Origin of the sequence: Aeromonas rivipollensis, from assembly GCF_037811135.1 — a bacterium.
GTDB classification, from domain to species: domain Bacteria; phylum Pseudomonadota; class Gammaproteobacteria; order Enterobacterales; family Aeromonadaceae; genus Aeromonas; species Aeromonas rivipollensis.
In genome coordinates, this window is sequence record NZ_CP149130.1 from 473,991 (window position 1) to 496,574 (window position 22,584).

20 protein-coding genes are annotated in these 22,584 nt (G+C 60.1%); 11 read left to right on the plus strand and 9 right to left on the minus strand.

All coding sequences use genetic code 11. The annotated features are described in order from the left end of the window. The first annotated feature begins 88 nt into the window (after positions 1–88). The 8 genes from murC (at position 89) to mutT (ending at position 10,233) form a co-directional block, all read left to right on the plus strand. Positions 89–1,543, plus strand: coding sequence for a UDP-N-acetylmuramate--L-alanine ligase (gene murC / locus WIR04_RS02255; protein ID WP_338890131.1), 1,455 nt, complete (start codon positions 89–91; stop codon positions 1,541–1,543). A gap of 97 nt (positions 1,544–1,640) precedes the next feature. Further along, complete coding sequence (locus tag WIR04_RS02260) at positions 1,641–2,393, plus strand: cell division protein FtsQ/DivIB (protein ID WP_025328455.1); 753 nt, start codon at positions 1,641–1,643, stop codon at positions 2,391–2,393. Then, positions 2,374–3,633: a cell division protein FtsA gene (gene ftsA, locus WIR04_RS02265; RefSeq protein WP_025328454.1), complete on the plus strand. Its 1,260-nt coding sequence runs from the start codon at positions 2,374–2,376 to the stop codon at positions 3,631–3,633. Before WIR04_RS02260 ends, ftsA begins: the two co-directional genes overlap by 20 nt. Before the next feature lie 39 nt (positions 3,634–3,672). Beyond that, the gene (ftsZ, locus tag WIR04_RS02270; protein WP_005305686.1) at positions 3,673–4,824 is read left to right on the plus strand and encodes a cell division protein FtsZ; all 1,152 of its coding nucleotides are present in this window, start codon (positions 3,673–3,675) and stop codon (positions 4,822–4,824) included. Positions 4,825–4,925: 101 nt separating this feature from the next. Beyond that, positions 4,926–5,849: a UDP-3-O-acyl-N-acetylglucosamine deacetylase gene (gene lpxC / locus WIR04_RS02275; RefSeq protein ID WP_338890135.1), complete on the plus strand. Its 924-nt coding sequence runs from the start codon at positions 4,926–4,928 to the stop codon at positions 5,847–5,849. Positions 5,850–5,989: 140 nt separating this feature from the next. Continuing rightward, a complete protein-coding gene (locus tag WIR04_RS02280) occupies positions 5,990–6,895 on the plus strand; it encodes a M23 family metallopeptidase (protein ID WP_025328452.1) in 906 nt (301 codons plus the stop codon). Positions 6,896–6,952: 57 nt separating this feature from the next. Next, a complete protein-coding gene (gene secA / locus WIR04_RS02285; RefSeq protein ID WP_338890138.1) occupies positions 6,953–9,673 on the plus strand; it encodes a preprotein translocase subunit SecA in 2,721 nt (906 codons plus the stop codon). Between the two features lie 155 nt (positions 9,674–9,828). Beyond that, positions 9,829–10,233, plus strand: a complete 405-nt coding sequence (gene mutT / locus WIR04_RS02290; protein WP_025328450.1) for an 8-oxo-dGTP diphosphatase MutT — start codon at positions 9,829–9,831, stop codon at positions 10,231–10,233. Positions 10,234–10,307: 74 nt separating this feature from the next. On the opposite strand, the gene yacG is transcribed toward mutT, so the two are convergent. The 9 genes from yacG to WIR04_RS02335 form a co-directional block, all read right to left on the minus strand. After that, on the minus strand, positions 10,308–10,502 hold the full coding sequence (gene yacG, locus WIR04_RS02295) for a DNA gyrase inhibitor YacG (protein ID WP_042053535.1): 195 nt from the start codon (positions 10,500–10,502) through the stop codon (positions 10,308–10,310). A gap of 12 nt (positions 10,503–10,514) precedes the next feature. Further along, positions 10,515–11,237 (minus strand): cell division protein ZapD, encoded by a 723-nt coding sequence (zapD, locus tag WIR04_RS02300; RefSeq protein ID WP_338890141.1) that lies wholly within the window; start codon positions 11,235–11,237, stop codon positions 10,515–10,517. A 37-nt stretch (positions 11,238–11,274) separates the two neighbouring features. Further along, entirely contained in the window at positions 11,275–11,889 is a 615-nt protein-coding gene (gene coaE, locus WIR04_RS02305) for a dephospho-CoA kinase (RefSeq protein WP_338890143.1), read from the minus strand. Between the two features lie 18 nt (positions 11,890–11,907). Continuing rightward, complete coding sequence (locus tag WIR04_RS02310; protein ID WP_338890145.1) at positions 11,908–12,780, minus strand: A24 family peptidase; 873 nt, start codon at positions 12,778–12,780, stop codon at positions 11,908–11,910. 80 nt (positions 12,781–12,860) lie between these two features. Then, a complete protein-coding gene (locus WIR04_RS02315; protein ID WP_338890147.1) occupies positions 12,861–14,102 on the minus strand; it encodes a type II secretion system F family protein in 1,242 nt (413 codons plus the stop codon). A gap of 130 nt (positions 14,103–14,232) precedes the next feature. Continuing rightward, positions 14,233–15,939, minus strand: coding sequence for a PilB family type IVa pilus assembly ATPase TapB (gene tapB / locus WIR04_RS02320; protein WP_338890149.1), 1,707 nt, complete (start codon positions 15,937–15,939; stop codon positions 14,233–14,235). Between the two features lie 3 nt (positions 15,940–15,942). After that, positions 15,943–16,377, minus strand: coding sequence for a prepilin-type N-terminal cleavage/methylation domain-containing protein (locus WIR04_RS02325; RefSeq protein ID WP_338890151.1), 435 nt, complete (start codon positions 16,375–16,377; stop codon positions 15,943–15,945). A gap of 310 nt (positions 16,378–16,687) precedes the next feature. Continuing rightward, positions 16,688–17,551: a carboxylating nicotinate-nucleotide diphosphorylase gene (gene nadC, locus WIR04_RS02330; protein ID WP_338890153.1), complete on the minus strand. Its 864-nt coding sequence runs from the start codon at positions 17,549–17,551 to the stop codon at positions 16,688–16,690. Between the two features lie 3 nt (positions 17,552–17,554). Further along, positions 17,555–18,025, minus strand: a complete 471-nt coding sequence (locus WIR04_RS02335) for a retropepsin-like aspartic protease family protein (RefSeq protein WP_307765790.1) — start codon at positions 18,023–18,025, stop codon at positions 17,555–17,557. Between the two features lie 135 nt (positions 18,026–18,160). On the opposite strand from WIR04_RS02335, the gene ampD reads away from it, so the two are divergent. From ampD to aceE, 3 genes are all read left to right on the plus strand, one after another. After that, positions 18,161–18,733 (plus strand): 1,6-anhydro-N-acetylmuramyl-L-alanine amidase AmpD, encoded by a 573-nt coding sequence (gene ampD, locus WIR04_RS02340; protein WP_338890157.1) that lies wholly within the window; start codon positions 18,161–18,163, stop codon positions 18,731–18,733. A gap of 275 nt (positions 18,734–19,008) precedes the next feature. After that, entirely contained in the window at positions 19,009–19,773 is a 765-nt protein-coding gene (pdhR, locus tag WIR04_RS02345) for a pyruvate dehydrogenase complex transcriptional repressor PdhR (protein ID WP_005329211.1), read from the plus strand. Positions 19,774–19,852: 79 nt separating this feature from the next. Next, complete coding sequence (gene aceE / locus WIR04_RS02350) at positions 19,853–22,513, plus strand: pyruvate dehydrogenase (acetyl-transferring), homodimeric type (protein ID WP_025328440.1); 2,661 nt, start codon at positions 19,853–19,855, stop codon at positions 22,511–22,513. Positions 22,514–22,584 lie beyond the last annotated feature (71 nt).

The window sequence follows — 22,584 nt, forward strand, 5'->3', positions numbered from 1 at the left end:
TTGCACAGGCCAGGCCGTGCAGTCTTGTCCCCGTATTTATTGATGCCGCCGAGCGCAAACCGCTGACGGCAGACTTGAAGAGAGAGCTATGACCAAGGTTGAACTGGCAAAACTGCGTACCGTGATCCCCGAAATGCGCCGTGTGCGTCGCATCCACTTTATCGGCATAGGTGGTGCCGGTATGGGCGGGATCGCCGAGGTGCTTGCCAACGAGGGCTACCAGATTTCCGGCTCCGATCTGTCCCGCAATGCGGTGACAGAGCGGCTCGCGTCCCTGGGGGCCCATATCTTCGTGGGGCACAGTGCCGAGCACGTGAACGAGGCGAGCGTGGTGGTGGTCTCCACCGCCATCAAGCAGGACAACCCCGAGCTGCTGGCTGCCCGCGAGCTGCGCATTCCCGTGGTGCGCCGTGCCGAGATGCTGGCCGAGCTGATGCGCTTCCGCCACGGGGTCGCCGTCGCCGGTACCCATGGCAAGACCACCACCACCAGCCTGGTGGCGAGCATCTATGCCGAAGCCGATCGTGACCCCACCTTCGTCATCGGCGGTCTGCTCAACAGCGCCGGCACCAATGCCCGCCTGGGCAGCAGCCGCTACCTGATCGCCGAGGCAGACGAGAGCGACGCCTCCTTCCTGCATCTGCAACCCATGGTCTCCATCGTGACCAACATCGAAGCGGATCACATGGACACCTATGGCGGCGACTTCTCCAAGCTCAAGGCCACCTTCATCGACTTCCTGCACAACCTGCCGTTCTACGGTCTGGCCGTGGTGTGCGTGGATGATCCCGTGATCCGTGGCATGCTGCCGGAGATCGCTCGTCCGACCCTGACTTACGGCCTTTCCGAGGATGCCGACGTGCAGGTGCTGGACTTCGTGCAGACCAGCAACCGCAGCCGCTTCCTGGTGCGCCGCAAGGATGCCGGCGAGCTGACCGTCACCCTGAATCTGCCGGGCATCCACAACGCCCTCAACGCCGCCGCCGCCATCGCGGTGGCGACCGAAGACGGCATTGGCGACGAGGCCATCATCCAGGCGCTCGCCAAGTTCGAAGGTGTTGGTCGCCGCTTCCAGCAATATGGCGAGTTCGAGACGGGGCGTGGCAAGGCCATGCTGGTGGACGACTACGGCCACCACCCGAGCGAAGTCAAGGTGACCATCAATGCTGCCCGCGCCGGCTGGCCCGAGAAGCGACTGGTCATGGTGTTCCAGCCCCACCGTTACAGCCGGACCCGGGATCTCTACGAAGATTTCGCCGATGTGCTCTCCAAGGTGGATGTGCTGGTGATGCTGGAGGTGTATGCCGCCGGTGAAGAGCCGATCCCGGGTGCCGATGGCCGTGCCCTGTGCCGCTCCATCCGCTCTCGCGGCACCCTGGAGCCCATCTTTGTCGCAACCCCTGACGATGTGCCGGCCGTGCTGGCCGATCTGATCGGCGAGGGGGATCTGGTGCTGACCCAGGGCGCCGGTAACGTCGGGGCACTGGCCCGCCGTCTCGGCGAGATGAAATTGAGCGTGGATAGCATGAAATCCGGTGCCTGAGGGCCCAATGAGTATTTTGACCGCCAAGCCGAGGCCTATATAATGGCGAACCGGTCTGCAAGTGGCCGGCATGGCGCGTTATACGGGGATAGATCGGGTGGAGGCAAGGGCACAAGGGCGCACCAAGGGGGGCTTCATCGCCGGGGTGGCATTTTTCATCCTGGTCATGTGGGGGCTCTACCAGACTGCGCTGGATGTTAAAGACTGGCTGACAGATGCCAGTCGGTTGCCCATGAGCGAGCTGTTGCTGCAGGGGCAACACGAATATTTGAAAGCCGATGAGTTGCGCGCCGCCGTGCTGGATGGCGCCGAGTTGCGCAACTTCTTCGAGTTGGACGTGAACGAATTGCAGGGGCGTTTGAACGCCCTGCCCTGGGTGGCCCAGGTCTCGGTACGCAAGAAGTGGCCGAACAAGATCAAGGTCTACCTCACCGAGCAGGCTGTGGCGGCACGCTGGAACGGCAACCGCTTCGTCAACACCAAGGGTGAGGTATTCAGTGCGCCGGACAGGGTGAAGAAACCCCTGATGCAGTTGTCCGGGCCCGATGATCAGGCCGCCAAGGTGCTGGAAGCCAGCCATCAGTACGAGACGCTGCTGGCGGCCAAGGGATACAAGTTGTTGGGGGTGAATCTGACCCCCCGCCATGCCTGGGAACTGACCCTGGATGGCAACATTCAGCTGTTCGTGGGGCGCTCGGATATCGCGCTTCGCCTGCAGCGGTTTATCGATGCCTTTCCGGTCATCGAACCCCGTGAGCGGGTTGCTTACGTGGATCTTCGATACGACACCGGGATGGCAGTTGGCTGGAAGAAAAGCGAAGAGAAAGTGAATGACCAACACCGCAGATAGAAATTTGATTGTCGGACTGGATATCGGCACGACCAAGGTGGCGGTACTGGTTGGCGAAGTATTGCCCGATGGCGAACTCAATGTCATCGGCATGGGCAGCCACGCTTCTCGCGGGATGGAGAAGGGCGGGGTCAATGACCTCGACTCCGTGGTCAAGTCCCTGCGCCGCGCGGTGGAAGAGGCCGAGATGATGGCCGACTGCCAGATAAGCTCCGTCTATCTGGGGCTGTCCGGCAAGCACATCGATTGCCGCAACGAGACTGGCATGGTGCCCATCTCCGATGAAGAGGTGACCCAGGAGGACGTGGACAACGTCATCCACACCGCCAAGTCGGTGCGACTGTCGGACGAACTGCGGGTGCTGCACGTGCTGCCCCAGGAGTTCGCCATCGACTATCAGGAAGGGATCAAGAATCCGGTCGGTCTCTCCGGTGTGCGGATGGCGGCCAAGGTGCACCTGATCACCTGCCACAACGACATGGCTCGCAACATCGAGAAATGTGTGGAGAAGGTAGGTCTGCGGGTGGATCAGCTGATCTTTTCGGCGCTGGCTTCCAGCTATGCCGTGCTGACCGAAGACGAGAAGGAGCTGGGTGTCTGCGTGGTGGACATAGGTGGCGGTACCATGGACATGTCGCTGTTTACCGGCGGTGCCCTGCGCCACACCAAGGTGATCCCGTACGCCGGCAGCACTGTGACCAGCGACATCGCCTACGCCTTCGGCACACCGCCGCTGGACGCCGAAGCGATCAAGGTGCGCTACGGTTGCGCCCTCGGCCGCCTGGTCAGCAAGGAAGACAATATTGAAGTCCCCAGTGTCGGCGGTCGCCCGGCGCGCAGCCTGCAACGGCAGACACTGGCTGAAGTGATTGAACCCCGTTACACGGAATTGCTCTCCATGGTGAATGACGAGCTGGTACGGGTGCAGAGCGAATTGAAGGCACAGGGGGTCAAGCATCAGCTGGCGGCCGGTGTGGTATTGACCGGTGGCGCGGCCCAGATCGAAGGCATTGTGGAGTGCGCAGAGCAGATCTTCCAGAGCCAGGTCCGGGTGGGCGAACCCATGAACATTCGGGGATTGAGCGATTACGTGCAGGCACCTGTGTACTCGACCGCGGTCGGGCTGCTGCAGTACGGCCGTACCAATCAATCCACCGGCAGTAGCAAGGAATATGCCGCCAAGGCAAGCGTAGGTGGGCTGGTCAAACGGGTCAGCAACTGGTTGCGTGGCGAGTTCTAAAGATTTTGCTGAGTCAGGCAAATAAAGCGGAGAGACAACATGTTTGAATTTATGGATAGCCACACTGACGAAGCCGTCATCAAGGTGATAGGTGTGGGTGGCGGCGGCGGCAACGCAGTCGAGCACATGGTTCGTCAAAACATCGAGGGTGTTGAGTTCATTACCGTCAACACCGACGCCCAGGCACTGCGCAACTCCAGTGCGAACACGACTCTGCAGATCGGCGGTGGCATCACCAAGGGTCTGGGAGCCGGAGCCAATCCGGAAGTGGGCCGTGATGCCGCCATGGAAGACAGGGAAGCGCTGCGTGAGCTGCTGACCGGTTCAGACATGGTCTTCATCGCCGCCGGCATGGGTGGTGGTACCGGTACCGGTGCTGCACCTATCGTGGCCGAAGTGGCCCGCGAGATGGGTATCCTGACCGTCGCCGTCGTGACCAAGCCGTTCTCCTTCGAAGGGAAGAAGCGGATGGGCTTCGCCGCTCACGGTATCGAGGAGCTGTCCAAGAACGTCGATTCCCTGATCACCATCCCCAACGACAAGTTGCTGAAGGTGCTGGGTCGTGGCATCTCCCTGCTGGACGCCTTCAAGGCGGCCAACGATGTACTGCTGGGTGCGGTACAGGGCATTGCCGAGCTGATCACCCGTCCGGGCCTGATCAACGTCGACTTCGCGGACGTGCGTACCGTGATGCGCGAGATGGGGACCGCCATGATGGGTACCGGCTCCGCCTCCGGTGATGACCGTGCCGAAGAAGCGGCCGAGAAGGCCATCTCCAGCCCGCTGCTGGAAGACGTGGATCTGGCCGGTGCCCGTGGCATCCTGGTCAACATCACAGCCGGCATGGACATGACCATCGAAGAGTTCGAAACCGTGGGTAACGCGGTCAAGGCCTTCGCCTCCGAGAACGCCACTGTTGTGGTGGGTACCGTAATCGACCCGGAAATGCACGACGAACTGCGGGTCACCGTGGTGGCGACCGGCATCGGTGCCGAGCGCAAGCCCGACATCACCCTGGTCAAGAACAACATGGTACAAGAGCGTCCGGCCCGTCAGCCCCTGATCAGCGAGGCCCTGCAGTCTCGCGTGATGGAAGAGGCCCCGGCCAAGGTGGTGAACGCCGAGCCGCAAGCTCGTCGCGAACCGGATTATCTCGATATTCCTGCGTTCCTGCGCAAGCAAGCTGACTAAGTCTCGCATGGACCTGGTTTGTTTGTTGCTTAAGGATTGTGCTAAGATGGCCCGGCAACGACCATCTGGTCAGGAATTTGAGCTGTTAAGCGGATACGCCCATGATTAGACAAAGAACCTTGAAAACGAGTGTCCAGGCCACTGGTGTGGGCCTGCATTCGGGCCGGAAAGTCACAATGACGTTCCGTCCGGCGCCTGTTAACACAGGGATCGTTTACTTGCGTACCGATCTGAATCCTGTGGTCGCGCTGCCAGCCAACGCCGATCAGGTGCGTGATACCGTGCTTTGTACCGCTCTGGTAAACGAAGTCGGTGTCCGCGTGTCAACCATCGAACACCTCTCTGCCGCTCTGGCCGGGATGGGGATCGACAACCTCTATGTCGAGGTTGACGCACCCGAGATCCCGGTGATGGACGGCAGTGCGCACCCGTTCATCTACCTGCTGCAAGAAGTGGGTATACGTGAGCAGAATGCGCCCAAGCAGTTCGTGCGGATCAAGCAGAGCATCCGGGTTGAAGACGGCGACAAGTGGGCGGAATTCCACCCCTATCGCAACGGCTTCAAGATGGATCTCGAGATCGATTTCCAGCATCCGGTATTTGAAGGCCGCAACCAGCGTTGCGTGCTGGACTTCTCCGGTGCCTCTTTCGTGAAAGAGATCAGCCGTGCCCGTACCTTCGGCTTCATGCGTGATATCGAGTACCTGCGTTCCCAGAACCTGGCCCTGGGCGGAAGCCTGGAAAACGCCGTGGTACTGGATGACTACCGGGTGCTGAACGAAGATGGTCTGCGTTACGAGGACGAGTTCGTCAAGCACAAGATGCTGGATGCCATCGGTGACCTCTATATGTGCAACCGCAGCATCATCGGCGAATTCCGTGCCTACAAGACGGGCCATGCCCTGAACAACAAACTGCTGCGTGCCTTGCTGGCCAAGCAGGAGGCCTGGGAACTGGTGACCTTCGAGGGTGAGGGCGACAAAGCGCCCATCGCTTACTACGATAACGGTCTGGTTCTGGCCTGATAGCTGTGCAACAGGACGTCGGTCATCTCTCCGCACCGACGTCCTGTCATTTGTTTATTCCATCCTTTAATACCGATTATCTCCCGGTTTTATTGCCCGTGCTGGCTCCTGGCCTCACCTGACCGAGAAGACAGATTTCTATGAGCATTACCCTGATCCTCAACGGTAAGCAGCGCCGCAAGTTGCACTTACCCAAACAACGTCTGGCCTGGGTCGGCGGTATCCTCTTCACTGTATTGGCACTGAGTGGTGGTTGGCTCTGGCAGAGCTGGCACCAGAAAATGGAGGCGCTGGAAGTCGCGCTGGCCATGGCCGAACAGCAAAAATCCACGCAAGGGGCCGATGAAGCCCGTGAACAGCTTGCCATGCTGGCCGCCCAGGTGGGCACCATGCAGGGGCAGCTGGGTCGCCTCAACGCGCTCGGCGAGCGTCTGACCGAGAAGGCAGACCTCGATCCCGACGAGTTCAATTTCAAGGAGCTGCCCCCCATGGGTGGCCCTTCCTATGACGAAGAGCTGGAAGTGAACCTGGGCGAGCTGCAAGCCTCCATGAAACACCTCAGCCAGCAGCTCAGCAGCCGTGAAGAACAGCTGTCGGTACTTGAATCTTTCATCATGAATCACCATATCACCGATGCCGGTTTCATCTCGGGTTCACCGGTGAAGCAGGAGCGAGTCTGGATCTCCTCCGGCTTCGGTGGACGGGTTGACCCGTTCAACGGTCGCGCCAAGATGCACAAGGGGGTGGATTTTCGTGGCAAGCCCGGCACTCCCATCCTGGCGACCGGCAAGGGGATCATCAGCTGGGCAGGCCGCCACCCGCAATTTGGCAACATGGTGGAGATAGACCATGGCAATGGTCTGGTGACCCGTTATGCCCACAACTCCAAGTTGTTGGTCGATGTGGGCACCCTGGTCGATGAGGGCCAGAAGATTGCCTTGATGGGGCGTACCGGTCGTGCGACCGGGGTCCATCTGCATTACGAAGTGTTGAAAGATGGTCGTCAGGTCAACCCCGCGCGCTTTCTGAATGCCAGACGGGGTTAGGTTTTTTCTTCAGGTTCCAGTGACGGAACGCTTATATAACCAAAACAGTTGGTACACATGATTAGCACACTGCTCACCAAGATTATCGGCAGCCGGAACGACAGAACGCTCAAGGCTTTGCGCAAAATTGTAAAACAGATCAATGCGATGGAGCCTCAGTTCGAGGCCTTGTCCGATCAGGAGCTGCAGGCGAAGACCGCCGAGTATCGTCAGCGTCTGGAGCAGGGTGAGACCCTGGAGCAGCTGTTGCCGGAAGCGTTCGCCACAGTGCGCGAGGCCTCCCGCCGGGTGTTCGGCATGCGTCACTTCGACGTGCAGCTGATCGGTGGCATGGTGCTGAACTCCAACCGCATCGCCGAGATGAAGACCGGTGAAGGCAAGACCCTCACCGCGACTCTGCCTGCCTATCTGAACGCGCTGACCGGTCGCGGCGTGCACGTGGTGACGGTGAACGACTACCTGGCCAAGCGTGATGCGGAGGCGAACCGCCCGCTGTTCACCTTCCTCGGCATGACGGTCGACTGCAACGTGCCCGGCATGGATGCGTCCCAGAAGCGCGACGCCTACGCCGCCGACATCACTTACGGTACCAACAACGAATTCGGTTTCGACTACCTGCGCGACAACATGGCGTTCTCGCCGGAGCAGCGCGTGCAGCGCCCGCTCAACTACGCGCTGGTGGATGAGGTGGATTCGGTGCTCATCGATGAAGCCCGTACCCCGCTGATCATCTCGGGTCCGGCGGAAGACAGCTCCGCCATGTATACCCAGATCAACAAGCTGATCCCGCTGCTGGTCAAGCAGGACAAGGAAGACTCGGAAGAGTATACCGGCGATGGCCACTACACGGTGGACGAGAAGAACCGCCAGGCGCTGCTGACCGAAAACGGCCAGATCTTCGTGGAAGAGCTGCTCAAGAAAGAGGGGCTGCTGGCGGAAGAGGACTCCCTGTTCTCCGCCACCAACATCAGCCTGCTGCACCACGTCAACGCTGGCCTGCGTGCCCACACCCTGTTTGAACGCAACGTCGACTACATAGTCCAGAAGGACGAGATCGTCATCGTCGACGAGCACACCGGTCGTACCATGCCGGGTCGTCGCTGGTCCGACGGCCTGCACCAGGCGGTCGAGGCGAAGGAAGGGGTCAAGATCCAGAACGAGAACCAGACCCTGGCCTCTATCACCTTCCAGAACTACTTCCGTCTCTATGACAAGCTGGCGGGGATGACGGGGACTGCGGATACCGAAGCCTTTGAATTCCAGCAGATTTATGGTCTGGATACAGTCGTCATTCCGACCAACAAGCCGATGGTGCGCAAGGACATGGGCGATCTGGTCTACCTGACCGCCCAAGAAAAGTACGCCGCCATCGTCGAAGACATCCGTGGTTGCGTCGAGCGTGGTCAGCCGGTGCTGGTCGGTACCGTCTCCATCGAGAACTCCGAGCTGCTGTCCGGCATCCTGACCAAGGAGAAGATCCCGCACAAGGTACTGAACGCCAAGTTCCATGCCATGGAAGCGGAAATCGTCGCCCAGGCAGGCCAGACCGGCGCCGTCACCATCGCCACCAACATGGCCGGTCGTGGTACCGACATAGTGCTGGGGGGCAACTGGCAGGCCGAGATCGCCGCGCTGGAGAATCCGACCAGCGAGCTGATTGCCGAGCTGAAAGCAGCCTGGCAGGTGCGTCACGACGCCGTGCTGGCCGCAGGTGGCCTGCACATTATCGGTACCGAGCGCCACGAATCCCGCCGTATCGACAACCAGCTGCGCGGCCGTTCCGGCCGTCAGGGTGACCCGGGCTCCTCCCGCTTCTATCTCTCCATGGAAGATACCCTGATGCGGATCTTCGCCTCCGATCGCGTGACCGGCATGATGAAGAAGTTGGGCATGGAAGAGGGCGAGGCCATAGAGCACCCTTGGGTGACCAAGGCCATCGAGAACGCCCAGCGCAAGGTGGAAGGTCGCAACTTCGACATCCGTAAAAACCTGCTCGAATTCGACGACGTGGCGAACGACCAGCGCAAGGTGGTCTACGAGCAGCGCAACGAGCTGCTGGACACCAACGACATCTCCGACACCATCCACGTCATCCGTGATGACGTCTATGGCAGCGTGATCGACGAGTACATTCCGCCCCAGTCCCTGGAAGAGATGTGGGATGTGCCGGGTCTGGAAGCGCGCCTGAAGTCCGATTTCGCGCTGGACCTGCCGCTGCAGCAGTGGCTGGCGGAAGACGACAAGCTGTATGAAGAGAAGCTGCGCGAACGCATCCTGGAAGAGGCCACCAAGCTCTATGCCCACAAGCAGGAGCTGGTCGGCGCCGATGTGCTGCGCAACTTCGAGAAGGCGGTGATGCTGCAGACCCTGGATGGCCTCTGGAAGGAGCATCTGGCGGCCATGGATCACCTGCGTCAGGGCATTCATCTGCGCGGCTACGCCCAGAAGAACCCCAAGCAGGAGTACAAGCGAGAGTCCTTCGATCTGTTCACCCAGATGCTGGAAACCCTCAAGCGCGACGTGGTCAGCATCCTGAGCCGGGTTCAGGTGCAGGAGCGTGACGTGGAAGCGATGGAAGAGCAGCAACGCCAGCAGGCGGAAGCGGCTCCCCGCACCTATACCCATGCCGCCGCCGAGAATCAGCTGGCCGACGAAGAGACCCAGGCCGATGTGGCGCCGGTGACCTTCGTGCGCGACGAGCAGAAGGTCGGTCGCAACGATCCCTGCCCCTGCGGATCCGGCAAGAAGTACAAGCATTGTCACGGTCAGTTGACCTGAGTGACGTGATGCCATGACAAGGCGGGCCCGGTGCCCGCCTTGTTTTTGTCAGATGACGACGCGAAATCGGATGTTAGGCATCATCGGCAGCTCACCCAACCGGGTGTTGGGGTCATAGAGCGACCCGATCAGGCAGAGAGTGCAAAGGTAACAAGATGGAACAGAAAAAGCGGATCTGGGTGGCGGTCGGCGTCATCGAGAATGAACGGGGCGATATCTTCATCGCCAAGCGCTCCTCCGATCGCCATCAGGGTGATCGCTGGGAGTTTCCCGGGGGCAAGGTGGAGTCGGGGGAAGACCTGCTCACCGCGCTCGACAGGGAGCTGTGGGAGGAAATAGGTATCCGGGTGCAGGATTGTACCCCCTTCATGGAGCTGCACCACGACTACCCGGACAAGCAGGTGCTGCTGGATATCTGGAAGGTGACCCGTTTCCTGGGCGAGCCCTTTGGCAAGGAAGGGCAGGAGTGCCGCTGGGTGCCGCTGGCAGAGCTGCACAACTACCACTTCCCCGATGCCAACGGCCCCATAGTGGCGCGGCTGCAGGCCGCGCTGGCCTGAGCCGGTAGCAAGAGAAAATGAAAAAAGGGCCCATAGGCCCTTTTTTTATTTTGCAGAGGCGAAACCACCAGGGCTTATAGCCACTGGTCTCCCTCTTCCGGATCCGGCAGCAGATCCGGATTGATCTCCCCCGGGATCCGCTTCTCTTCATCGGCCCACTCGCCGAGATCGATCAGCTGGCAGCGCTTGCTGCAGAATGGACGAAACGGGCTCTGGGGACCCCATTCCACTTCGCTCTGACAAGTAGGGCACTTGACCTTGGTGACCATCTGGATACCTCCTTAGCAGCAGGCGAGCTGGAAAGGCACATCGCCGATCGGCTGTTCTGCGGTGGGCAGAAAACGCAGGGCGAAGCGGTTCTTGTGGCCGCTCAGGGTCGGGTAGCAGGACTGGGAGCCGGTCAGACGGATGCGGATCAACTCGGCCCCCTCGGCGGTATCCTGGAAGAAGCCGTTGGTGGCAACCTGATCGCTGAAGTGGCCCGATTCACGCCACAGCCGCAGCAGCAGGGAGATGGCGTTCATCAGCAGGTTGATGTCGCTGAGCCATTGCTGCATCTGTTGATGGCGAGCCACGGCTGGCGTTACCAGCCAGTGGTGCAGTTGTGGCACGTCGAAGGCGCAGAGGCCGCCGGGAATGGAGAAGCGCTGGCGGATGGAGCCGAGCAGACGATCCTCTTTCAGGCGGGCGCCGGGGCGAGGGGCGTTGAGCAGGTTGCGGGAGAGCTGGGTGCTCTCCTGCTGCATCCGCTGGATCTGCTCGAGGTCAACGTCCGGCAGGCTGGCCCAATGGCTCAGACGCTGGCCGAGACGCTCCAGATCCTTGATCAGGTCGGCGCGCAGATCACCGCGCTCCAGCAACTCCTGCAAATCGAACAACCCCTTGAAGAAGGCGATGTGTGCCCAGGACTGGTCACTCTCCAGATTGTCGCGGATCTGGGAAAACAGGGACTCCAGACGAAGATAGGTCCGGCTTTTTTCGTTGAGGGGAAAATCGTAAATCATGCCTAATCCTGGCCAGCCATAAACCGGCCTAGTGTACTCACAGTTGGGGGGCTTGTTGAGAGGCAAATGCCAGATATGTCTCGTGCAGCGCTAAAATTCGCTCCCGTATGGTCTCAGTCGTGCCACACTGATTGTCCAGCACGTCATCGGCCATCGCCAGACGCTCGCTGCGGCTCGCCTGGGATGCCAGTATGGCCTGGGCCTGCTCCCGGCTCACGCCATCCCGACGACAGGTTCGCTCGATCTGGGTTGCCTCATCCACGTCGATGACCAGCACTCTATCGGCCAGTTCGGTGAGCCGGTTCTCCACCAGCAGGGGCACCACCAGCAGGCAGTAGGGGGAGCTGGCTGCCGCGCACTGACGCAGCATTTCGCTGCGGATGATCGGGTGTAGCAAGGCATTGAGCCAGGACTTGGCCGCCGGATCGCTGAAAATCCGTTCGCGCAGGGCCCGCCTGTCCAGTCGCCCCTGTTGATCCAGGATGCCGGGACCAAAATGGCTGGCGATGGCGGTCAGTGCCGGAGTGCCGGGCTCCACCACTTCGCGGGCAATCAGGTCGGCATCGACCACCTCTATCCCCAGGGCCGCAAACTGGTTGGCGACGGTCGTCTTGCCACTGCCTATGCCGCCGGTGATGGCTACCACATACATAGATTTGTGATCCCCTTGCTAGAGAACGATGTTCAGATACCAGCGGGTGATGTTATCCCCCCACAGCAGCGCTATCCAGCCCGCGATGGCGAGATAGGGGCCAAAGGGGATGGGTTTGCCCTGATGATGGTTGCGCAGCAGTATGAACCCTATGCCGATGATGGCGCCGACCAGTGACGAGAGCAGCAGCACTATGGGCAGCGCCTGCCAGCCCAGCCAGGCACCGAGCGCCGCCAGCAGCTTGAAGTCGCCATAGCCCATCCCCTCCTTGCCGGTCAGCAGCTTGAAGGCCCAGTAGAGGCTCCACAGCACCAGATAGCCTGCCATGGCGCCGATCACCGCATCGGCCAGCGGCACAAAGCCCCCCGCCAGATTGAACAGCAGCCCGCCCCACAGCAGCGGCAGCGTGAGCTGGTCCGGCAGCAGCATCTTGTCCAGATCGATGAAGGTGAGTGCCACCAGTACCCAGGTCAGCAGGAGCGCAGCCAGGGTGCCCCATCCCGGAGTCAGGGTCGCTGCAACGGCGACCGACAACAGGGCTGTCAGCAGCTCGACCAGGGGATAGCGAGCAGAGATAGGCGCCTGGCATTGCCGGCAGCGCCCCTTGAGCCAGAGCCAGCTCAGCAGGGGGATGTTTTCCAGCGCGCCTATGGGGTGATCGCAGTGCGGGCAGCGGGAGCGCGGCACCATCAGGTTGTAGGGCTCGGCGGGGGAGGTGGCCACTTCGCTGCCGAAGTAGTCACTGTATTCGGCCAGCCACTCCCGCTCCAGCATGATGGGCAGGCGATGGATCACCACGTTGAGGAAGCTGCCAACCATCAGGGAGAAGAGAAAAACCAGGGAGAGATAGAGCCAGGGCAGGCCCTGGGCCAGTTCGATCAGAGGCACCATAAATCAACCGCTTGCGTTGAGAATCAGGATGGCAGAGGACCAGAACGAGCCATGCTCGCTGGTCACTCTGCCGAAGGGGCTCAGTGTATCACAGAGCCCAGCTTGAAGATGGGGAGGTACATGGCGACGACCATGCCGCCGACCAGCACCCCCAGCACCACCATGATGATGGGCTCGAGCAGGCTGGTGAGACCATCGACCATGTCGTCCACCTCCTGCTCGAAGATGGCGGCGACCTTGGAGAGCATGTCGTCGATGGCGCCGGACTCTTCACCTATCATCACCATCTGGATCACCATGTCGGGGAAAAGATCCACGGTGCGCATGGCGACGTTGATCTGCATGCCGGCCACCACTTCGTTGCGAATGGCCAGGGTAGCAGTGCGATAGACATAGTTGCCAGAGGCCCCGGCAGCAGAGACCAGGGCATCCACCAGGGGGATACCGGCGGAGAAGGTGGTGGAGAGGGTGCGGGCGAAACGGGCCATGGCCGCCTTGTGCAGTATGTTGCCAACGACCGGAATGGAGAGGATGAACTTGTCGGTGTTGTCACGTACCTTCTGGGAGCTGCGCCAGGCGCGCACATAGAGGAATATTGTCAGAGCTATGCCGCCGAAGATGGCGTACCACCAATCCTGCATGAAGCGGGAGATGGCAATGATGAATCGGGTGAAGGCGGGCAGCTCGGCCCCGAAGCTCTTGAAGATCTCTTCGAACTGGGGGATGACGAACAGCAACAGTATGGAGGTCACTATGATGGCGACCAGGATGACCATGGCGGGATAGAACATGGCCTTCTTTATTTTGGATTTGAGCGCCTCGCTCTTCTCGCGATAGATGGCAATACGGTTGTAGATGGTTTCCAGCGCGCCTGACTGCTCCCCCGCCTCCACCAGATCACAGTAGAGGGCATCGAAGTGGCGGGGGTGGCGGCGCAGCGCATCCGACAGTGGGGTGCCTGTCTCCACATCGGCGGCGATCTGGCCGATGAGCTCGCGCACCGCCGCCTTCTCGTGGCCGCGGGCAATGATCTGCAGGCTTTGCACCAGTGGCACACCGGCGGAGAGCATGGTGGTGATCTGGCGGGAGATGACGGCGATGTCCATCGGCTTGATCCTGGCGCCGCCCTTGGAAAACATCCCCTGGCCCTGCTTGCTGACCCTGGTGACATTGACGCCCTGCTTGCGCAGCTCCGCCTTGACGGTCGTGATGCTGTCGGCCTGCAACTCACCGGAAACCTTTTGTCCCTTGCGATTGACACCATGCCAGCGGAAGGAGAAGACCTTTTTTGGTGCGTTTTGTTTTTGAGCTAATGTTGCCATCACTGCATCCTGCAATTGGGCGACGGTGGCCGGATGAGGGTGTTGCCTGCCCGGCTCATCTTGGCTTGAAGAACATCATCAGGGTGACTGCATGGGCCTCACCCGACTTGATGACTCGAACACTGCGTATTCAGTTGGTCGTGATCCTGTTGATCTCGGCCAAGCTGGTGACTCCCAGGCGGGCCTTCTCCAGGCCGGAGGTGCGTAGCGTGCGCATGCCCTCCTTCTGGGCGATGGCCGCGATCTGCAGCGAGTTCGCTCCCTGCATGATCAGCTTGGCGATGTTGTCCGACATCAGCATGACTTCATAGATGCCGACCCGCCCTCTGTATCCTCCCGAACACTCTTTGCAGCCGACCGGCTTGAACAGCCGCAGTCCGGCGGCCAGCTGCTGCTGGGTAAAGCCAATCTCCAGCAACTCGGCTTCAGGCACCTCCTCGGGCGCCTTGCAGTGATCGCACAGTTTGCGGGCTAGGCGCTGGGCCATGATCAGGGTCACCGAGGAGGCGATGTTGAAGGCGGGCACCCCCATGTTCATCATCCGGGTCAGGGTCTCGGCCGCCGAGTTGGTATGCAGGGTCGACAGCACCAGGTGACCGGTCTGGGCGGCCTTGATGGCAATCTCGGCGGTTTCCAGATCCCGGATCTCGCCCACCATGACGATGTCGGGATCCTGGCGCAGGAAGGAACGCAGGGCGCTGGCGAAGGTGAGCCCCGCCTTGGGATTGATCTGCACCTGATTGACGCCGGGCAAGTTGATCTCCACCGGGTCCTCGGCGGTGGAGATGTTGACCTCGCTGGTATTGAGGATGTTAAGACCTGTATAGAGCGACACCGTCTTGCCCGACCCCGTGGGGCCCGTGACCAGTATCATGCCCTGTGGCTTGGAGAGCGCATGCAGGTATTGCGCCTTCTGGCGATCGTCGAAGCCGAGCTGATCGAGGTTGAGGCGGGCGGCTGACGAGTCCAGCAAGCGGATGACGATCTTCTCTCCCCACATGGTGGGCAGGGTGTTGACCCGCATGTCCATGGATCTGCTGCGGGAGATCTTCAGCTTGATCCGTCCATCCTGGGGCAGGCGTCGCTCGGCGATATCGAGCCTCGCCATCACCTTGAGACGGGCCGCGAAACGGTTCGCCAGATTGACTGGCGGAGTGGCGATTTCGTGCAGAATGCCGTCGATCCGGAAGCGGATCCTGTACTTGGTCTCATACGGCTCGAAATGCAGGTCGGATGCGCCACGCTTGATGGCATCCATCATGATTTTATGGATGTATTTGACTATGGGGGCATCGTCGTCGGCGGTGTTGACGCTCTCGTCGAGGCGTGAACCTTCATCGGACACCTCGAGCTCCGATATCTCGGCCTCGTCGATGTGATCCATGCCCAGGGTGTCCTGCTCGGTGTCCATCAGCTTGCCGAGGGCGGCGGTGAGCTTGCTCTCCTCGACCAGCAAGGCTTCCGTGTGCAGGCCGAAGCTGAAGCCGAAATCCTCCAGGGCCGACACATTGGTCGGGTCCGACATGGCAATATAGAGGGTGTGGCCCTGGGTGTAGATGGGCAGGACGTGGTGCTTCTCAATCAATTTCTGATTGAGGTACTTCTGCGGGATCTCGGCCAGGTCGAAGGCGGCAAGATCCAGCAGAGGTACCCCATACTCCAGCTCGCAGAAATCCGCCAGCGCCTTGCTGTCGAGTATGTCGTTCTCGATGAGGAAGGTGACAAAGGGTTTGCGCTGCGCCCTTGCCTGGCTCAGATAGCGCTGTGAGTCAGGCTCACTGAGGAGGGAAGAGGCGGCCAGGCTGGTTGCCAGGCCGCTATTGAGGCTAGAGGTCATGCGTTAGCATTTGCCGTCAGTGACGCAAGAGCCAGAAATTGTCCACAAAACTTGCCGCCCGGCTTGGACCGCTCCAGAAGTGACAAGTTGATAGGTTGAACTATCCAAGGCTGTGGTTGCTGTGCCTGTGATGGTGATGACACCGGCAGCATTAGCAACAGCTGCACTGGCAAAACTCTCTGTTACTGCACTGGCGCCTGAAATAGCATTCTGGCCAGCGGTTGCACAGTTGCTACCAACTGCGGTAGAGACACCAGCCCATCCTTGCACACAAACCTCGACGGCTGTCTTGGCCGGCCCTACGGCGGCAATCACCTCAGAGAATTTGGCGCGCTTGGTATAGCTCTGATACGCCGGCAAAGCGATAGCGGCCAGAATGGCAACGATCGCAACGACTATCATCAATTCGATTAGCGTAAACCCTGACTGTCTTTTCATGTCAAATATCCTTTTGTCCATGTTTCCTGATAAGCACCGGTGGAATTCTATCCACGTTGGTATCTTATCCGAGCGCTTCGGGTTGGCAACAGAGGTGGGGACCTTGTTAGCCACTTTTATGTCATTTAGTGAAATGTGTAGAAAAATCAAAGATTAAATGGCTTCCATTGGCACTTGTCATGAGGCGGGAGGGCCCATCTTCACACTCCTTATGTCGTGGGATCCTGCATAAAGAAAAGGCGCCGATGGCGCCTTTTGCAAGTTTCGAGCCCTGTAATATTTTTGGGCCAGGTGGACTCGTTCTGCTCGCTCAGCTTTCGATGAAGCGCATCGAGAGGTCCAGTGCCCGTACGTGCTTGGTCAGGGCTCCCACCGAGATGAAGTCGACGCCGGTGGCCGCATAGTCGGCCAGTGTCTCCAGGGTGACGTTGCCGGAGACCTCCAGCCTGGCGCGCCCCTGATTGAGGCGAACGGCTTCCTTCATCATGGGCACGTCGAAGTTGTCCAGCATCACAATATCGGCCCTGGCGGTCAGCGCCTGCTCCAGCTCGACCAGGGACTCCACTTCCACTTCCACCGGTTTGCCCGGGTTGAGGCGGCGCGCCTCGGCAATGGCTTCCCGGATGCCGCCGCAGGCGAGGATATGGTTCTCCTTGATGAGATAGGCGTCGTAGAGTCCGATGCGATGATTCTTGCCGCCCCCACAGGTGACGGCATATTTCTGGGCGCTACGCAGGCCGGGCAGGGTCTTGCGGGTGTCGAGGAGGCGACACTCGGTCCCCTCCAGTTCGGTCACGTAACGGGCTGTCAGGGTGGCAACGCCGGATAGGGTCTGCACGAAGTTCAGGGCATTGCGCTCGCCGGTCAGCAGCACCCGGGCTGGGCCATGGAGACGGAACAGTTCCTGATTGGGGGAGAGGCGCTCACCATCCTGAACCTTCCATTCCACCTTGACCTCGCCGCCGAGCTGGGCAAACACCTCGTCGACCCAGGGCTGACCGCAGAATACGCCGGCCTCGCGGGTGATGACGCGCGCCGTCGAGATGCGATCGGCCGGGATCAACTGGGCTGTGATATCGGCGCTGGCATCCGGTTGATCCAGTGCGGTGAGGGCATCGCCCAAGTCTTCGAGTAGTGCAGCGCGCACGGCGCGGCTGATGTCCTGTTGTAACATGCCTTATTCCTGCAAGGGTCTGAGAAGCAACTGCCTGTCTTTCTGACGTAATTCCAGCCGGCCCAGGGCATTCATGCCCACCAGGATCTCCTCCCCGTCGGCAGCCGGATTGATAAAGACGGACAAATCGTACAGGGTCAGTGGGCCCATCGCCAGGCTTTCGATCCGGCCGGTCTCGACCTGGATCTGGCCCGCCGCCGTATTGACCAGGCTGCGACCGGTGGCGACGAGGCCGAGGCGGGCTGCCACCTGGCTCGGTATGGTCACCCGGGTGGCCCCCGTGTCCAGCAGCAGTTGCACCGGCTGGTCGTTGATGGCACCCTCCAGACGATAGTGACCACTGGTATCGGCCTTGAGCAGCAGCTCGCCGTTGGCGGTCACGCTAGGTTTGGCGCTGGAGTAGAAGTAAAGGGTGAGCAGACCCAGCAGTGAGAGCCAGGCCAGCAGCCAGAGACGGCGTGCCATCGGGTGCATATGGGGTCCGGTGCCTTGCAAGTGATGGCTCAGCCTAACACAGCTTTACCCATGGATTCAGAGGCTTGTTTCCGGTTTCTTGCGGCGACGGGCACAGTCCATGGCGTCCCCTCCCCATTGTGAGTCGATTAGACGATGACTGAACCCACAACCATTTTTTCCATCGATCCAGCTGGGTGGTGTGAACAGGCCCGCAGGGTACCTTCGCCCCATCACAATGAACGGATCGGTCCGCACGACATCTCCCTGCTGGTGATACACGGCATCAGCCTGCCACCGGGAGAATTTGGGGGCCCCTGGATAGACGATCTGTTTCTCGGTCGCCTCGATCCCGACGCTCACCCTTACTTTGCCGGCATTCATCAGCTGAGGGTCTCGGCCCACTGCCTGATCCGCCGCGATGGCGAACTGGTGCAGTATGTGCCGTTCACTGCGCGAGCCTGGCATGCGGGAGTATCGAGCTGGGAGGGGCGGGAGGCGTGCAACGACTTCTCCATCGGCATCGAACTGGAAGGCACCGACGAGCTGCCGTACAGCGATGCACAGTACGAGGTGCTGGCAAGTCTCAGTCGGGCCATTTCTGGTCAGTATCCCGAGGTGACGGCATCACGCATCGTCGGCCATTGCGACATTGCGCCGGGCCGCAAGACGGATCCTGGAACCAGTTTCGAATGGCAGCGATATCGCGGAATGCTCAACTTTGAGTAAAAAATCCAAACATTAGTTTGTGTTTTTAAAATCAATGGCTTGCCTTTTGGGTGAGCCATTTTTCATGCTGTTGGCCAAATGTTATCTGTGAGCAAGCTCGTAAATATTGGTCAGACCATTTTCTATGAGCCATATCATGATTTCGCTTTTTTACCCCTAAAGTGGCAAGCTTGGTTCTTGATGCAGATCATATTTTGGGTGGACTTTTTCCAAGCCCTCTGCTAATTTTCGCCCCAATCATAGAATTGGTAATACCAATTTAACAAAGTAGCCTCATGCCCTATATCAAGATAACTCAGCCCAAGCTGGCCGACGCCATCGTCGCCGAGCTGGAAAGCATGATTCTGGAAGGCAGCTTGCAGCCGGGGCAGAAGCTGCCCCCCGAGCGGGAACTTGCCATCCAGTTTCAGGTGTCGCGGCCTTCCCTGCGCGAAGCCATCCAGCGCCTGGAAGCGAGGGGACTCTTGTATCGCCGTCAGGGCGGCGGCACCTATGTGCAGAATGCCTTGAGCAAGGGGATCGCCGATCCCCTGTTCGAACTGCTCAGTACCCACCCGGAAGCCCAGTATGACCTGCTGGAGTTTCGTCACGCGCTGGAAGGCATCTGTGCCTACTATGCCGCGCTGCGGGGGACTGAGGCCGACTTCGAGCGGATCCGCCTGGCGCAGTCCGCCATCGAAGAGGCGGGTCAGCAGGGGTCGCTGGTGGTCGAGTCGACCGCCGTCACCCAGTTCTATCTGGCGGTGGCGGAGGCGTCCCACAACGTGGTGCTGCTGCACCTGCTGCGGGCCATGGGCCCCATGCTCGAACAGAACATTTTACGAAATAACGAGATTTTGAATCGCCGTCCGGGAGTGGTAGCCAAGATCCGTCGCCATCGTGCGAGCCTGATCGAGGCTATCCTGTCGGGGGCTCCGGAGCGGGCCAGGGCTGCTTGTCATGAGCACCTGGCCTTTATCGAGGACACCTTGTTGGATATGCAGAGGGAAGACAGCCGGATCCAGCGATCCATGCGTCGGATCCGTCAGCAGGAAAACTAATCCCACAAGGCTTTATTGTCGAATGCTTGCGCCCTTCGCCGTGCAATGCCGTGCAATCACAACAAAATAGGAACCAGCCATGTCTGATATCCTGAAGAACGATGTGGACCCGATAGAAACGCTGGAGTGGCTTGCCTCTCTGGAATCCCTGCTGCGTGAAGAGGGTCCGCAACGCGCTCAGTTCATCCTTGAACAACTGGCCGAGAAAGCCCGCATCAGCGGTGTTGACGTGGCTGAGAAGGCGAATCGCGACTACATCAACACCATTCCTGCCAGCGACGAACCGGCTTACCCGGGCGACCTGGAGATGGAACGTCGCATCCGCGCCATCATCCGCTGGAATGCCATGATGATAGTGCTGCGCGCCTCCAAGAAAGACCTGGACCTCGGTGGTCACATGTCTTCCTTCGCCTCTTCCGCGACCATCTATGAAGTCTGCTACAACCACTTCTTCCGCGCTCGCAGCGAGAAGGACGGTGGCGATCTGGTCTACTTCCAGGGTCACATCTCCCCGGGCATCTACGCCCGTGCATTCGCCGAAGGTCGTCTGACCGAAGAGCAGCTGGACAACTTCCGTCAGGAAGTGGACGGTAAGGGCATTCCTTCCTACCCGCACCCGAAACTGATGCCGGACTTCTGGCAGTTCCCGACCGTTTCCATGGGTCTGGGCCCCATCGCCGCCATCTATCAGGCTCGCTTCCTGAAGTACCTGACCGACCGTGGTATCAAGGATTGCTCCGAGCAGACCGTTTACGCCTTCCTGGGTGACGGCGAGATGGACGAGCCGGAAGCCAAGGGTGCCCTGACCGTTGCCGTGCGTGAAAAGCTCGACAACCTGGTGTTCGTGGTCAACTGCAACCTGCAGCGTCTGGACGGTCCTGTTGTCGGCAACGGCAAGGTCATCAACGAGCTGGAAGGTCTCTTCGCTGGCGCCGGCTGGGATGTCACCAAGGTTATCTGGGGTCGCAAGTGGGATGAGCTGCTGAAGAAAGACACCTCTGGCAAGCTGATCCAGCTGATGAACGAGACCGTGGATGGCGACTATCAGACCATGAAGTCCCGTGACGGCGCTTACGTCCGTGAGCACTTCTTCAACCGTTACCCGGAAACCGCCGCGCTGGTCAAAGATATGACCGACGAGGAGATCTTCGCCCTGAACCGCGGTGGTCACGACCCCCGTAAACTGTTCGCCGCCTTCTCCAAGGCTGCAGCGACCAAGGGCAAGCCGACCGTCATCCTGGCCAAGACCATCAAGGGTTATGGCATGGGCGAAGCGGCCGAAGGCAAGAACATCGCTCACCAGGTCAAGAAGATGGATCTGGGCTCTGTGCGTCACCTGCGCGATCGTTTCAGCCTGCCGGTCACCGACGAGCAGCTGGAAAACCTGCCGTACCTGAAGATCGAAGAGGGTACCGAAGAGCACAAATACCTGCACGCCCGCCGTGCCGCGCTGAAGGGCTATGTACCGACCCGTCTGCGCGAGAGCACCACCAAGCTGGACATCCCGGCGCTGGATGCCTTCGGCCCGCTGCTGGGTGAGCAGGCACGCGAGATCTCCACCACAATGGCGTTCGTGCGTTCCCTGAACGTGCTGCTGAAAGACAAGTCCATCGGCAAGCGCATCGTTCCGATCCTGGCCGACGAAGCCCGTACCTTCGGTATGGAAGGTCTGTTCCGTCAGATCGGCATCTACAGCCCGCACGGTCAGCAATACACCCCGCAAGACCGTGACATCGTCTCCTACTACAAGGAAGACAAGCAGGGTCAGGTTCTGCAAGACGGTATCAACGAGCTGGGCGCCATGTCCTCCTGGCTGGCTGCTGCGACCTCTTACAGCACCAACGACTGCCCGATGATTCCGTTCTACATCTACTACTCCATGTTCGGCTTCCAGCGGATCGGCGACATGGCGTGGGCAGCCGGTGACCAGCAAGCCCGTGGCTTCCTGCTGGGCGCGACCTCCGGTCGTACCACTCTGAACGGTGAAGGTCTGCAGCACGAAGATGGTCACAGCCACATCCTGGCCGGCACCATCCCGAACTGCATCTCCTACGATCCGTCCTACGCCTATGAAGTAGCGGTGATCGTGCAGGACGGTCTGCGTCGCATGTACGGTGAGAAGCCGGAGAACGTCTTCTACTACATCACCACCCTGAACGAGAACTATGCCATGCCGGCCATGCCGGAAGGCGCCGAGGAAGGCATCCGCAAGGGTATCTACAAGCTGGAATCCGTGGCCGGTAACAAGGCCAAGGTACAGCTGCTGGGTTGTGGCTCCATCCTGGGCCACGTGCGTACCGCCGCCCAGATCCTGGCAAACGAGTACGGCGTCGGTTCCGACGTGTTCAGCGTGACCTCCTTCAACGAGCTGGCTCGTGATGGTCAGGACGCCGATCGCTGGAACATGCTGCACCCGACCGCTGCCGCCCGCGTACCCTACATCACCTCGGTGCTGGGTTCCGAAGCCACCATCGCCGCGACCGACTACATGAAGTCCTTCGCCGAGCAGGTGCGTGCCTTCGTGCCGACCGAGAACTACCGTGTACTGGGTACCGACGGTTACGGCCGTTCAGACAGCCGTGCCAACCTGCGTCGTCACTTCGAAGTGAACGAGTTCTATGTCGTTGTTGCTGCCCTGACCGAACTGGCCAAGCGCGGCGAGATCGACAAGCAGGTTGTGGCCGACGCCATCGCCAAATACGGCATCGATGCCGACAAGGTTAACCCGCTGTACGCGTAAGAGGATTGAGCGCCCTGTCCGGACTTGCGTGACAGGGCCTTGCCCAGGTTAATGCGACATAAGGGTAAGAG

Excerpts from the sequence above, each read along its gene's own strand:
- murC (WP_338890131.1), top strand. The coding sequence starts at position 89 with ATGACCAAGGTTGAACTGGCAAAACTGCGTACCGTGATCCCCGAAATG.
- ftsA (WP_025328454.1), top strand. The coding sequence starts at position 2,374 with ATGACCAACACCGCAGATAGAAATTTGATTGTCGGACTGGATATCGGC.
- ftsZ (WP_005305686.1), top strand. The coding sequence starts at position 3,673 with ATGTTTGAATTTATGGATAGCCACACTGACGAAGCCGTCATCAAGGTG.
- lpxC (WP_338890135.1), top strand. The coding sequence starts at position 4,926 with ATGATTAGACAAAGAACCTTGAAAACGAGTGTCCAGGCCACTGGTGTG.
- WIR04_RS02280 (WP_025328452.1), top strand. The coding sequence starts at position 5,990 with ATGAGCATTACCCTGATCCTCAACGGTAAGCAGCGCCGCAAGTTGCAC.
- secA (WP_338890138.1), top strand. The coding sequence starts at position 6,953 with ATGATTAGCACACTGCTCACCAAGATTATCGGCAGCCGGAACGACAGA.
- mutT (WP_025328450.1), top strand. The coding sequence starts at position 9,829 with ATGGAACAGAAAAAGCGGATCTGGGTGGCGGTCGGCGTCATCGAGAAT.
- yacG (WP_042053535.1), bottom strand. The coding sequence starts at position 10,502 with ATGGTCACCAAGGTCAAGTGCCCTACTTGTCAGAGCGAAGTGGAATGG.
- zapD (WP_338890141.1), bottom strand. The coding sequence starts at position 11,237 with ATGATTTACGATTTTCCCCTCAACGAAAAAAGCCGGACCTATCTTCGT.
- coaE (WP_338890143.1), bottom strand. The coding sequence starts at position 11,889 with ATGTATGTGGTAGCCATCACCGGCGGCATAGGCAGTGGCAAGACGACC.
- WIR04_RS02310 (WP_338890145.1), bottom strand. The coding sequence starts at position 12,780 with ATGGTGCCTCTGATCGAACTGGCCCAGGGCCTGCCCTGGCTCTATCTC.
- WIR04_RS02315 (WP_338890147.1), bottom strand. The coding sequence starts at position 14,102 with ATGGCAACATTAGCTCAAAAACAAAACGCACCAAAAAAGGTCTTCTCC.
- tapB (WP_338890149.1), bottom strand. The coding sequence starts at position 15,939 with ATGACCTCTAGCCTCAATAGCGGCCTGGCAACCAGCCTGGCCGCCTCT.
- WIR04_RS02325 (WP_338890151.1), bottom strand. The coding sequence starts at position 16,377 with ATGAAAAGACAGTCAGGGTTTACGCTAATCGAATTGATGATAGTCGTT.
- nadC (WP_338890153.1), bottom strand. The coding sequence starts at position 17,551 with ATGTTACAACAGGACATCAGCCGCGCCGTGCGCGCTGCACTACTCGAA.
- WIR04_RS02335 (WP_307765790.1), bottom strand. The coding sequence starts at position 18,025 with ATGCACCCGATGGCACGCCGTCTCTGGCTGCTGGCCTGGCTCTCACTG.
- ampD (WP_338890157.1), top strand. The coding sequence starts at position 18,161 with ATGACTGAACCCACAACCATTTTTTCCATCGATCCAGCTGGGTGGTGT.
- pdhR (WP_005329211.1), top strand. The coding sequence starts at position 19,009 with ATGCCCTATATCAAGATAACTCAGCCCAAGCTGGCCGACGCCATCGTC.
- aceE (WP_025328440.1), top strand. The coding sequence starts at position 19,853 with ATGTCTGATATCCTGAAGAACGATGTGGACCCGATAGAAACGCTGGAG.